General features: G+C 31.9%; 7 protein-coding genes. 3 read left to right on the plus strand and 4 right to left on the minus strand.

The annotated features are described in order from the left end of the window. Window positions 1–22 precede the first annotated feature (22 nt). Window positions 23–2,059, plus strand: coding sequence for a threonine--tRNA ligase (locus NEF87_RS07055; RefSeq protein WP_457919217.1), 2,037 nt, complete (start codon window positions 23–25; stop codon window positions 2,057–2,059). Between the two features lie 26 nt (window positions 2,060–2,085). On the opposite strand, the gene NEF87_RS07060 is transcribed toward NEF87_RS07055, so the two are convergent. The 4 genes from NEF87_RS07060 to NEF87_RS07075 all read right to left on the minus strand — a co-directional run bounded on the left by NEF87_RS07060 (window position 2,086) and on the right by NEF87_RS07075 (window position 9,134). After that, window positions 2,086–3,096: a zinc-dependent alcohol dehydrogenase gene (locus NEF87_RS07060; protein WP_457919218.1), complete on the minus strand. Its 1,011-nt coding sequence runs from the start codon at window positions 3,094–3,096 to the stop codon at window positions 2,086–2,088. Between the two features lie 450 nt (window positions 3,097–3,546). Beyond that, window positions 3,547–4,905 carry a radical SAM protein gene (locus NEF87_RS07065; RefSeq protein WP_457919219.1) on the minus strand — a complete coding sequence of 453 codons (1,359 nt, stop codon included), beginning with the start codon at window positions 4,903–4,905 and terminating at the stop codon, window positions 3,547–3,549. 50 nt (window positions 4,906–4,955) lie between these two features. Continuing rightward, a complete protein-coding gene (locus tag NEF87_RS07070; RefSeq protein WP_457919220.1) occupies window positions 4,956–8,006 on the minus strand; it encodes an ABC transporter permease in 3,051 nt (1,016 codons plus the stop codon). A 48-nt stretch (window positions 8,007–8,054) separates the two neighbouring features. Then, window positions 8,055–9,134 (minus strand): ABC transporter ATP-binding protein, encoded by a 1,080-nt coding sequence (locus NEF87_RS07075; protein WP_457919221.1) that lies wholly within the window; start codon window positions 9,132–9,134, stop codon window positions 8,055–8,057. 432 nt (window positions 9,135–9,566) lie between these two features. On the opposite strand from NEF87_RS07075, the gene NEF87_RS07080 reads away from it, so the two are divergent. Then, window positions 9,567–10,661 carry a hypothetical protein gene (locus NEF87_RS07080; RefSeq protein WP_457919222.1) on the plus strand — a complete coding sequence of 365 codons (1,095 nt, stop codon included), beginning with the start codon at window positions 9,567–9,569 and terminating at the stop codon, window positions 10,659–10,661. Window positions 10,662–10,741: 80 nt separating this feature from the next. Beyond that, the gene (locus NEF87_RS07085; protein WP_457919223.1) at window positions 10,742–13,330 is read left to right on the plus strand and encodes a hypothetical protein; all 2,589 of its coding nucleotides are present in this window, start codon (window positions 10,742–10,744) and stop codon (window positions 13,328–13,330) included. The last annotated feature ends 27 nt before the right edge of the window (window positions 13,331–13,357 follow it).

Here is a 13,357-nt window from a genome sequence, read left to right on the forward strand (position 1 = left end):
GATTCATAGTAATGGCGCGAGTATGAAGAAACGCGCACCAGCCACATCAAAACCCCAAGAATTTGAGGGAACAGAAATTCACTTAGACGGAAAAGTATTAGTTTGTTTTATTTCTGTAGAAGATCAAGATACTTTCGACATCAAAATTATCTCTAAACAAGCAACGGATGAAATTTTAAAAGGAATTAACTTAATTGAAGAATTTCCACAAGATATTGCTGAAAAAAACAAAGAAGTAGAAAAATTCAATACAGGATTAAAAAGAGCGCAAGAAAAAGGCTTTCGACAAAGTGACAATCCGCGAAAACTAAAAGAATTGATATTAGATCCTTCGGAATATAAAGTGGATCGAATCTTAGTATATCCATGGGCCCATCTCAGCAACTATTTAAGCCAAGAAAAAGTAGCTTCGGAAGTATGTCCTGTCATCGCCAAGATGTTAGAAGATAAAGGGTTAGAAGCACATTTTTCACCATTCGGATGGTATAAGGCGTTTACTTTAGATTGTTTAGGGCACGAAGTTGCCGAAATGTACCGAAATATACCTTTAGCATTATTATCTACTGAAGTGCGAGCAAAATCAAAAGTATATATAGTAAATAGTGATAAATCAGTTGACTTTTTCTGTGATTCTTCGGAAGAAGGCAAAAAGAATGCGAAAATTCCAAAACATTATTCCAAAGATTTTCGGGATTTTATTAAAGCTGAAGTACTTTCGACTCGTGAAAAGGGCAAACAAGAACCAGCTCACATTAAAATGATGCAGAAATTCGAATTGGCGGATTTTGAAGATGCTTCGGATGCTGGAAATCTCCGATGGTATACAAAAGGAGTTTTGATGAAAAACTTAATTCGGGATTATACCGAACAAACGGTTGTGAATAACGGTGCAATCTATGTAGACACACCAGTGATGTATACAGTAAAAAATAAAAAACTTACAGCACAAACCGCTCGCTTTCCTGCAAAAACCTATTGGGTCCATAGTGGAAATAATCGATTCCTTTTACGATTTGCGAGTGATTTCTTATTATTTAACATGTTTTCTCAAATGCATATTCGCTCAGAACAACTTCCAATTAGATTTTATGAATATGAACAATATGCCTTTAGACGAGAACAAGCAGGAGAATTAGCGGGTTTACGGCGATTACGCACATTTACAATGCCCGACATGCACTCATTGTGTAAAGATGTACCTCAAGCAGTAGAAGAATTTAAAAAGCAATTTCTTATGTCCAATGAAGTCCTCAATTCTTTTGGTCTAAAATCTTTTATTGTAATTCGCACCACCGAAGAATTTTGGGAGAAACATAAGGATTGGATTATCGATATTATGGCATCCCAAAACCAACCAGGATTAATTGAACTTTGGCCAGAACGGTATTATTACTTCATCTTAAAATATGAACGTCCTGTTCTTTCTGCTCAAGGACATACTGCTTGTTTATGCACAAATCAAATTGATGTCGAATCCGCCCAAGATATAATTGAACAATATGGCGAAAAACGTCAAAAATATAACATATCTTGGCATTCGAAAGATGGAGAAACCGACCATCCAATAATATTGCACAATTCTCCTTCAGGTGCAGTCGAACGTGTTATTTGGGGGCTATTAGAATCCAATGCAAGATATGAGAAAGATAAAGTATCCGGGTTTAAAACGTGGTTATCTCCTGTGCAAGTTCGGGTAATGGCCATTACAGATAAAGAAGCAGAAATTGCGGAAAAAATAATGGAACAACTAAATGCAGAAAATATCCGCTGTGATTATGATGATAGGGATGAAAAAATTGGGAAGAAAATCCGCAGTGCAGAAGTTGAATGGATTCCCTATACCGTTGTGATTGGTTCCCAAGAAGTTGAAAATAATACAGTTTCAGTTAGAAAACGTTTAGTGGGAGAACCTTTAGTGGAAGGAAAAACAAATGAGCAAATCAACGATATCCCGCTACCAAAACTTTTTGAAATTATAAAGCAGGACTTGAAGGGATATCCTCATAGAACTTTGCCTATACCATTCAGAAAATTTTCAACACGTATTAATTTTAGATAAAAAAAAAAATTCTATCTTTTTTTTTCTTACTCCATTTTAATCAGAGTTTTTATTATATCAGGATTGTTATAAGCATCCAAAGCCGTTTGGATCTGTTCTAAGGGATATATTTTTGAGATCATTGAGTTAACTTTGATTTCTCCTGATTGTAACCCTTGAATTGCCATTGGAAACGGTCCGCAGCGACTAGTATATATTTGAATTTCCCTCACAACCAAATCAGTAATATTTACAGGAGTTTGTAAACCATGGGTTGATTTAATATGTATTTTACCACAAGTCCGACAGGAAGCAATAATATCGTTTAAAACACTCGGATTTCCACTGGTATCAACACAAATATCAGCTCCAATCCCTCCAGTTAATTTTTTGATTTCGGATGATAAATTTTGTATCTTATGGCGGTTAAGTGTGTGAACTTCCCCATAACTTTTCACGAGGGTAAGTTTTTTTTCAGAACCATCGACTGCAATAACTTTCAATTTCTTTTGTAAAGCAATTTGTATGATAAGTAAACCTAACTTTCCTAGACCAAAAATCACAATATTGCGATCCTTTTCTTCAATCGGCATTTTTTCGAAAGTCTGATAGGCGGCAGCCAAGGGTTCAATGAATGAAGCATCTTCAAAGGATAAAACTGAAGGAATTTCATGTAATAAATATGATTCAACAGCAATATACTGGGCAAAACCACCATCAATATCAATTCCTAAAGCTTTTCGAGAAATGCATTGAGTATAATTTTGATTTTCACAAAAATAGCAATTATTATCGATATTACTATTAATTTCACAAGTAACCCGTTTTCCTTGCCAAATTGGATCGACATTAGATCCTAAATCTTGGACAATTCCGACGATTTCATGCCCTGGAATAAGGGGTATTTTAGGAACAGGCAAATCACCAGAAATAATCGCACGATCAGTGCCACAAACACCGGCAACCATAACTTTAATTAATACTTGAGACGCTGAAATGATTGGTGGATTAATTTCTTTAATTTCAAGATTGGTTCCATTAAAAATAGCGGCTTTCATAATATAACATCAATTTTGTTACCTATAGAATTTTATGAATTGTATCGAGATTTTTTTTTTCATGAAGCTCCAATTGTTTGAGTGGGAAAAAACACCCAATTGTAAAATTATGGAGAGTTTGATGGGAGTTTTTTCCCAGAACGTGTGTTTTAGATTAAAAGCAACAATGATTTAAAGGATCTTACATTTTGGTAATTAGTAATTTATTATCTTTGGATGCTTGAAATGCCTGAAATAAAAATTGATTTTAATTTATTCTTTCCATCTGAAAGAATATGCCAAACTTATTACGAAATTCTCAAAGAACACAACTTAATTTCACCAAAAGATCCAGTAAGTGAAAAAAAACCTAAGCGGTCCTTGGAGATCGATCACTTTATTTGTTGAAATGCATTCCGCCATATTTTTTAAATAATTCTATCTCGTTAATTCCTAAAATTTTAGAAAAAATTAAACTTTTGAAAAATCTATCTTAATTGACTTATCTTTAGGCCAAGAGCCACGAAGCAAAATATCTCGAGAGGGTTCATGAGTTTCAATAATCTCAAATCCACCTTGACGTTCTAATTCTTGAGCAAATTCCAATAGATCATCATATGTTGGAGCATAATCACGCAGTTCACGATTCTCACCAAGATGACCTAAACGATTCTGAAGTTCTAAAGCATGAGCTTCTACAGTGAATCCTTTTATATCAATGAAATTAGGTGTAGCACCTTTCAAAATTTTAACATATTCTGGAACCATATCAAGGTTTATATTCAAATATTTTACAGCGGTGATTCTTACAACCGTCCTACAAGGTAGTTCAGGTAAGAGTTGAAGAGTTTCTAAAAGATTTTCCCACGCATGTTTTGTCATAGGGCGCGAAATTTGATTAAATGACTTTCTATTGGAAGCAGGGAGTGTGATGTACAATTGGGTGGGAAGATGATTTTCATTATATAATTTCCTAATAACAGAGGGATGAGTCCCATTTGATACAATGAACGTGCACATGTTTCGTTTTCGAAATTCTTCAATAAATTCTCCAATGCGAGGATACAAGGTAGGTTCTCCAGCTAAGGAAATAGCTGCATGTTTGGGAGTTTTAGCCCGTTCAAAAACAGCTATGATCTCTTCTTTTGTTGTCACTTCTTTGAGGATTGCAGCATCAACATCATTGTGAGATTTCAAATCAGCTTTCCATTTCTGAGTTAATACATATTTATCATCTTCAGGATTGAGTAAAATTTTACAATTTTTTAATAGCAACATAGCACGATGAATTTTTGCACGAGTCGTTGAAAAAAGATTGGCAATTTCCATCTCCCCAAAATTTAAATTATTAGAATTAATTTTCTGAGCATGATCTACATAATGATAGAGAATTTTATGCATGAGATCGAAATTTTCCAAGGATTTTTTAAGAGTGATATGTTCAAAAATAAGATTTTGAGAATGACGAATCATTTCCCTTGCGAGTAACTTTGGTTCATCAACATCACCTTTCCATTCTGCACCAAAGGAAGAATTTTCAATATCACGCCAACAAAATACACATTGATGATTACAAAATGGCAAAGCGGGAGTATTTTGAATACATCCCTCGGATTCTATGCCAAAATAACCTTTATAACAGTTCCGATTGGATCTTCCGGTTAGCATTTTTTGTTCTTGCCAATGGCAAGGTTTTACTGCAGAATGTTTGAGTGGACCAATGATCCGATAATTAGATTTCATATAGGACTTAATTAACTTATCTTTATCAAATCCCGCGATTTTTATCGATTTCTTGGGATTTTTTTTTGTTTTCTGAGATAAATCCATTTTAATAGGGAAAAGAAAGGAAAAGAAAAAAAATTTGTGATTAAAATCAATTAATCTGTATCTTCGAGGAATTCACAAATTTCGAGCTTGGATTGATTGAAGAAACCGACGATCATAAACGCAAAGGTTAGCCCAAGCACCATCCCTAATACTAAAACAAATTCTAAGTAGTTGAAGAATATAGGCATATTCAAGAAACCTCCCCCGAGGGTTAAGGAATACATTTTACAAAATGCCATGGAAGTAAGAGTACCTCCGAGGATCCCAACGACAACAGATATTAAAAATGCAATTAACATCTGAACGGAGAGCATGGAATAGATCCCTTTTCGACCAAATCCTCTAGCAAGCAATTCCCCATACATACTTTTGTTTTGATCCTGGGCAGAAAAGATCAAAATTGCGACCCCAACAGCAAGAACTGCCCCAATTACGATCAAATTGAAGTAAAAAAGTCCTAGATAAGGAATTTCAATAGTATTATAGGATGAACTGTCAACAGTTTTCCAATTATAATTGTATGATTCAAATTCGACCGCATATGTATTATAGGTCGAGGAATCACGAATTAGATTAATAATTGGGGTATAATCATTAGTTCCTTCAGTGTCCAAATTATTGACATCGATTAATTCTATTACTCGATTTGTGGGAATAACTTCCTTTGAATAATTGAAGACATGCGTATCTATAATCATGAAATCCTCAAGATCATCTTGGCTAAAATACAAACCAGGCATAACATCAAGAACCATGAAAATTCGAGCAGTAATCAATTTATTCACCCGAGCTCCAGTAACATAATTGGTCGAAGTATGTGTTAAAACGACCGTTTCTCCAATCCTAAAATCATTATTAGCAAGATAAGTACTGCTAACAATAATTCCAGCATTATCTTCTGATAGATCAGCATTGTAATCAATTACACTTTGAATATCGGAAGCAAAGTTTTGATTAGGTAGATTTTTATCACTTTCCTTAACAATGTCTAAGTATTCTGTCAGATTTACAAAAAATTGATTATTTTTAACCTGACCACGATGCTCAAACTTTGTATAGACTAGTGTCATGTCGTTTACAACCGAATTATTTGTATCATCCCGTAGATTCCGAATTTCGTCGCTAAAATTGTCCAAGTCTTCATGATCTTCAAATATTTGACCAGCTACTAAAAATTCCATCTTTAAATCGGCACCAACAGCTAAATTTGTTCGAATTTGGGATTGTCTGACAAGGGAGTTGGTACTCATGTTTCCAAAGACCAATAAAGACACGAAAATTCCAATTAAAAATACAATTCTTGTATACTGTTTTTGTCGTGTCATTTCAATACCTACTAAATAATCCCGTTTACGAATGAATAAATGGCTGATTTTTTTTGCTATTTTGGCAAAACGCGGGGGCGATTCTACAATTAGAAATCTTAACAAACCAGCCACAAGCACAAAGGGGCTTGCTATTGTCAAAATTGTAATAAAAGTAATCTGAGATTGAAGAACTAATGCAATTTCGATTAAACTATCTGATGCTCCAGGTCGTTGACCAAGAAGAACCATGAAGAATAATATTGGAGGTAAAAGAGCAGCAAAAGAAATTGCCACACCCCATTTTGGAATTAATTCTTCCTTACGTTTGATGAAATTCTGAATATCTAATTCTTCTTGTTTAGCAGCTTCGTTAATTTGAGACTTATATTCCTTTATATAGAGAGAAGTTTCATCATAATCCGTATCCCCTTCTTTTTGAGTTAAAGCTGATGAGATTTCAGAGGTTTTAAGCTTATTGATAAATCGGATCGCACTAATAGAGGCTAATAGAGTCATAACGGTTCCAAACAAAAAAGTTTCCCCAATGGTTGTAATAGTCACACTAGGCGATAAAAGAAATCCTTCTACGTTAAAATCATTCAAGAATATAGGATTCAACCAATATTGACCTAAAAAGAAGATACCAAATCCAAAAAGGATTCCCAGGATCGAAATAAAGAAACTATTTACAATTGATTCAGTTATTAATTGATTTTGAACCATTCTCTTAGGAAAACCACGCATGCGCATCGAAAAGAACTCAAAATATCGCTTTCTTATATTTGACTTGTTAGCAATCGAACCTAAGTAAATTGCAAACAAATATAATGGTAAATTTGTAAATTGAATCGACAATCGAATATCGGTTTGAAAATCAAATTGTTCCAAAAACACTGGAGAAATGATATTATATGCCTGATATGTTGAAGGAAAGTTGTAAATTGTTCGTTGGAATTCATCTTCAATTATTTCAGAGGATGCACTAAGCCAAGCAATATTTACAGAATCTCGATCGTAATCTACGCCTAATAATGTTTTAATCGTAAATCCAAAATTTTTTCGATTTTGAATATATGAATCGTTTTCAAAAGCATTTATAATGGATTCCGTTGGATAAATCTGTGACTCATTAGAAAAATCATTATAGGTAAAAATCCTAAATTGATTAAAGTCAAAATCTGATTCACCTACTTGAGCTAAAACACGTTTAGTAGAATATAACCCAACGATATTAATATCATCAAGAGTTAAATTGTATTTTCCTATAGTATTCACTTGAATTGTCAAGTTTTCTTTAGATGAGACACTTAAATTGTATTCGTCAGCAAATTCCGAAGCAACAAGACATTCTCCAGGATTAGTTGGTACCTTACCTTCATCAATATTAATATAATTTTGAAATCTTGAGGAGCTGTAGAGATTATTTGCAGAAATCCACACTAAATCTTGTTGTTCAATTACACCGAAGATATCTTGATTAATATAGAGAAGTTCCGAAGAAATTTCCCTATAGTAGTAGGAGTCAAGAATATCAAGTGAAGAATCTGAGAATATATCTTGAATATAGGTCTCATTTTCCCCAATGGTCCAATCCATTGCATCATTATCTATATCTACACAAAAATCGAACATATTTGTATACCCTTGTTGAAGAGTAAATTCCTGTGCAGAATCAAAATAATAACCAAAACCAGCAACCATTGATACTGCCAAACCAAGTGCCAAGATCGTTAATTTTGATTGTTTGGTATATTTTATTCCTTGTTTCCAATAAAAGGATATTTTATTTCCCAATTTACCACATCCATATTCTATTTTTACTTACGAAAAAAAATTGAGAAATCAATCAAGGGACTCCATTTCATTTATTTTAACTTTATTCAAATCATGCGCTGTAACAGCCACAAAAGATAATTCATTACATTCTTTACAAAATATAGCCGCTTTTTGAACAATCTTAAAATCATGTATTGCACAATAAACATCGTTTTTATCGATTTTCTTCACAATATTTGTTGAATGGCAGTGTGGACACAATTTAACCTCATTCAACTTTGGAAAATTTTTTGGTTGAATAAGTTTATTCGTGGCATCATTTGATCGGGATAAAGACATGTCTGTTAACATATCTGATCCATTTGATTCATATTCAATTTCAGCATCATCAGACTTCCCATCGATTCTACGAACAAATTGACCATCACGAATAACTAAGGTATAATCAGCAATCTTTCTAACTGCAGGATCATGAGTTACAATTAATAATGCTTTATCGGGATTAGATTGCATAAATTCTTTAAATACTGTCAGAATGTTTTCAGCAGAAACAGAATCAACACTTGCTGTAGGCTCGTCTGCAATAACTAAAGCAGGATCGTTAGCAAAAGCCATCGCAATGGACAATCGTTGTTTTTCCCCACCTGACATGGTTGAAGGGCGATGATTCATTCGATGATCAAGACTAACTGCTTGCAATAATGATTTAACTCGTTCTTTTCGAGATTTTTTATCAATTTTATCTGCAACAATCATAGGCAATTCGACATTACCAGAAGCAGTTAAACTGGGAATCAAATTAAATGATTGAAAAATGATTCCAATTTCATCTTGTAGTAATTTTTGAATTCCTTCATCTCGTAACTTGGTGATCTCTAAACCCTTGATTTTAACAGAACCAGCATTTGGTTTTTCAATCCCGCATAAACAGTTGAGCAAAGTGGTTTTTCCAGAGCCAGAAGGACCCATAATAACCACTAATTCACCAGGATAAATCTTAAGATCTATCCCACGAACAGCCATAACTTCAATTTTCTTTTGTTTGAAAATTTTATAAATACCCGTCATTTCCACAACAGGGATTTTATGTTTTTTTTCGATGCTGACTTCGCTAACAGCAGTAACAGTTTCAATTTTTCCTTCCATAATTATCATCAAAAATTTATTTTTTTTATTTTATTTATCTTTCAAATCCATTTAAATTTTTTCGTATTTTTGAATTTTGAAAAAATGAATTTTTCACTTTTTTTGCAATTTTCAAATTATCAACCAAATAAGTTTATTTTCATGATTTAGACACATTAAATTTCCAACACATTTGAAATTCAAATTTTGAATTGTTTGAAAAAAGTATTGGTACTTTATATACATTAATTCTTCTTTATTAAATTTTCACATAATTTGGGATTTGCAAAAAAAAAATTATTATAAAGTAAGCTCTAAAAAGAATTGTTGAATAAAAAATAAAACATCTTTAGGAAAATGCTAAGTCTAAAAAAATTGAACAAATGGATTTTAAGAAATTTTCAAAATTCAAAAATACGAAAATTTTAAATCCACAGTTTTTTTTATTTACTAATGAGTGAATTGAATGAACACATTTTTGATCCCCAACTTCGAGATTATGAAAGCCAAATTATAGACTTTTTTATCAAAGAAGGAGAGATTAGAAATCGAGGGAAAAAGGCACAGTTAATTTATGCCTATTTGCTAATCCATCGCCAATTAACTCAAAATCAACTAGCGGAATTAAGTAATCTTAGCAAAGGATACATATCATCAGCATTATCTTCAATGCAAAATATACAACTAATCAATCGAAAAATGATACCTGGAACACACACATACAAATATTCTTTTGTTAATGATAATAATTTCTTCGGATTTCGGGAATCATCGAAATTAGTCCAATATTACAACAATTTTGAACGAGTTGTTTGGAGTGAAATAAAAAAACTGGAAAATCTGAAATGTGAAGAAAAATCTCAAAAGAGATTCCTAATAACGAGAATGAAAGATTTAATTCGCTGGACTCAAGCTGTGACAAAGATAATTTGTGAGCAAGAAGGATACAAAAATCCAAATGCAGATAAGTATCCAAATTTATTAAATACTCAATTATACAACTCAAATAATGAATTAGAATTTTTCGATTATGAACCCAACTTAGTAGAATTTGAAAAAAACTTCATAGATATCATTTTGTCAATGGATAATACCTTTAGAAAAGACCCCATTCTCATATTAGAAGGATTTTTTCTCACAAGGAAAATTTTGAGTCAACAAAAAATTGAAGAACTCAGTCAATATTCTCGAGCAACTATTTCAAAAAGTATTTCAAAAATGCTCAAAATGGGGGAAATTCAAAAAATTCCAAAATCAAATGCCTTAATTTCTGGATATAAAGCGTATATTATGCCAAATGTGACCGAAGTTCAGCTATTAATGCAGATATCCACCCACGAACAAATTTTGACCTTCCAACCAGCAATAAAAAAAATAATTGTCGAATTGAAAACAAATAAGAAGAAGTTAGATAGATTAAATGGTTATACTGAAATTCAAGATATAACAAGCAAATTGGAAGAATATTTTTCGCATCACGAACAAAAATTAAAAATCACCAGAAAGATTTGCCATGAAATAAAAGATATTCAAATTTTGACTCATTAAGCTTCGTTTAACGGAGTTTTTTTTAATTTTGCAAAAATTCTAAAATTCATAATTTGGAAAAATTTTTAAAATTTAAAACTATGAAAAATTTAGATATAATTTTTAAGAAAAACTTGAGGATAAAAGAAGTGGCCAAATATTGGAAATATTATTGGAATGAATCATTGATTAATTTGAAAAAACACTGGATCATTATTTTGTGCATTGGATTTTCTATATCAATGATTAGCGGTATGGCATATTTTAATATAGCAAATCAACAAATACAGTTTCAAAATGCAATTAATTCGGTTTCAGATTTTGACGTCATGCATGAACAATTCTGGACAAGTGACCTCGGATGGGAAGTTAAACTCGATTTTTATGAAAATTTCAATCATTCTGATTCAAAAATGGAGGAAATAATTAATTCTACCTCTTTGGACCTTGAAATGACTGTCAAGTATGGTATGTTGCATGTTGAAGAAGGATTTATTGTAAACAAAGATTGGGAATCATTTGAAATCAACAAATATAGTGATCAAATGAAATATCTGACCGATATTAATGCATCTAAAATAAATCTTGGTATGTTTGATAACAATTTTTACTCTTCTTCTCGATTTAGTCAATTTTTCAAAATAATCGAAGGGAAAGCACCTGAAAATCCGAATGAAATACTAATAGATTACTCTGTGGCCCAAAAATATTCCTATAAATTGAATGAAACAATCAATATTACTACAGTAATAGGTTCAACTCGAGCAGGAATCCCAATTATTATCAATCTTCATGAATTTCTTTTAGAAAACTTGACCATTTCTGGAATTTATCTACCAACGAAGAACGATTTTCAATTGGATTTAAATGAATTTCAGTACAGTTATACAGTCGACGATTACACCGCAAATCAAACCTATCAAATTTCAAAAAATTATATAGAGAGTCCTTTGTTCTTCTTATTTAATAACTTTGAAGTAGAACAGCGAGAACATATTTTACTCAATATGTATCAAGAAGTAGCCGAAAGCGATGGCTATAATTTTATGAGAGCTTTTCGCACATTTTCAGGTTATATGTTTTTCTTTAACCGCGCAGAGTTAAGATTTGATCAGATAAGGACGATGAAAACCCAAATTTCTCAAAAATCCTTTGAACTTTACCAATCTCTTCCTTTTGGGCTTGATTATTATGACAAATTATCAAACATTTTAGATAATGTCTATCGAGAATATCAACAGACCGGTTTTTTTCTTCAATTCCTTAATTTCCCAGTAATTTTATTTGCAATCTTAATATCTCGTAACTTAGTTCTTGAGGATGAAGAAAAATTTAGAAAGAAAATCTTAAATCTAAAAGGAAAAGGAATGCCAATCCAGAAAATTGTAAGACAAATACAATTCAACACTTTAATTACAGGATCAATTACATCTCTATTAGGGATCTTATTCGGAGGTTTGACCTTTTATGGGTATTCAGCATTTTTGGGAAGAATTTATGGAGAAGTTCAAGAATTGGCTGAGATTCCAGCAATTAGATCAAACACAATCATATTCTGCTTCTTCTTAGGAATTGGAATCACATATTTAACAAACGTTGAGCTTATTCACAAAATTAAGAAGTTGAAATTCTCTGATTTAGCAGAATCGATAGGCAATGGATCTATGAACAACATTAATGAGTCAAGCCCATTAAATAAAATAACTGATGATTATAGAGCATCGGTTTCAAAATGGGCTTGGATTCAAATTATATCGAGTTTAATTCCGGTAGTTGCATACTTACTTTTATTTATTAGCAAAAAATCAGTGATTCCAGATAGTTTAGTCGATATTGTTCGAGTATTTTTAGCAGGTGAAAATTATATTTTATTATTGAGTTATGTAGGAATGGGTTTAATCATTTCAGCAATAATTCGAATTATATCACGAGATGTTCCCAAAATATTTACCAATTACTCAAAAAATGTATCTAAGGTATTTGTGAGGGATCTAAATCCCATGGTTTCTTATGAATTAACCGAAAATTACAAGTGGAGCCATATTTTAACCTACCTCGCAATTTATGTTGCAAGTATGACAATTTTAAACATTTCATTCTATTCAATATTAAATTATGAGATGAATTTAGAGACATTTATAAATACTGGAACATTTATGAGTGAAAATCTGGATGCTTCTTTTGTATCCTTGAGGGGGGATTTTGCATTAATTTTTGGAAGTAGTGGATTTTATAAAATGATTTATATCAATTTCATTATAGTTGGAATATTTTTAGGGATTGAATTGGGTTTAACAATTATTATCATCATAAAAGAAAATTCTATGATAATGAATACATTGAAAAACCGTGGTTTAAAACGTAAAAAAATGATAAAAATAATAATGACTCAAGTATTTATCGTTTTTTCACTTGCCATTATTATTGGTGTTGGTATTGGTCTGTTGGTGGGCGTGGGTCAAATTAAAATGGGATTGTTCCTACTTACACATAATTCAGACAGTATTATACCGATGAATTCAGAATTTCCAATTATAATGGAGTTTTGGTCCCAAACAATTATATTTACAACAATATTTTTGATTGTTTGCTTAATTTTACTAGTTTACTTTTTTTACCAAAAACAAACCCACTTGAAGCAACAAAAAGTGTCTGAAGATATCAAATCAGTTGTTTACGCTTTGAAATAAACAAATGACTGTTTTTTTTTCTCTATA

The organism is Candidatus Lokiarchaeum ossiferum (assembly GCA_025839675.1).
Lineage (GTDB): Archaea > Asgardarchaeota > Lokiarchaeia > Sigyniarchaeales > Promethearchaeaceae > Lokiarchaeum > Lokiarchaeum ossiferum.

Bases quoted from the DNA above. Each gene is read 5' to 3' on its own strand.
- NEF87_RS07065 (WP_457919219.1), bottom strand. From the start codon at position 4,905: ATGGATTTATCTCAGAAAACAAAAAAAAATCCCAAGAAATCGATAAAA.
- NEF87_RS07080 (WP_457919222.1), top strand. From the start codon at position 9,567: ATGAGTGAATTGAATGAACACATTTTTGATCCCCAACTTCGAGATTAT.
- NEF87_RS07085 (WP_457919223.1), top strand. From the start codon at position 10,742: ATGAAAAATTTAGATATAATTTTTAAGAAAAACTTGAGGATAAAAGAA.
- NEF87_RS07055 (WP_457919217.1), top strand. From the start codon at position 23: ATGAAGAAACGCGCACCAGCCACATCAAAACCCCAAGAATTTGAGGGA.
- NEF87_RS07075 (WP_457919221.1), bottom strand. From the start codon at position 9,134: ATGGAAGGAAAAATTGAAACTGTTACTGCTGTTAGCGAAGTCAGCATC.
- NEF87_RS07060 (WP_457919218.1), bottom strand. From the start codon at position 3,096: ATGAAAGCCGCTATTTTTAATGGAACCAATCTTGAAATTAAAGAAATT.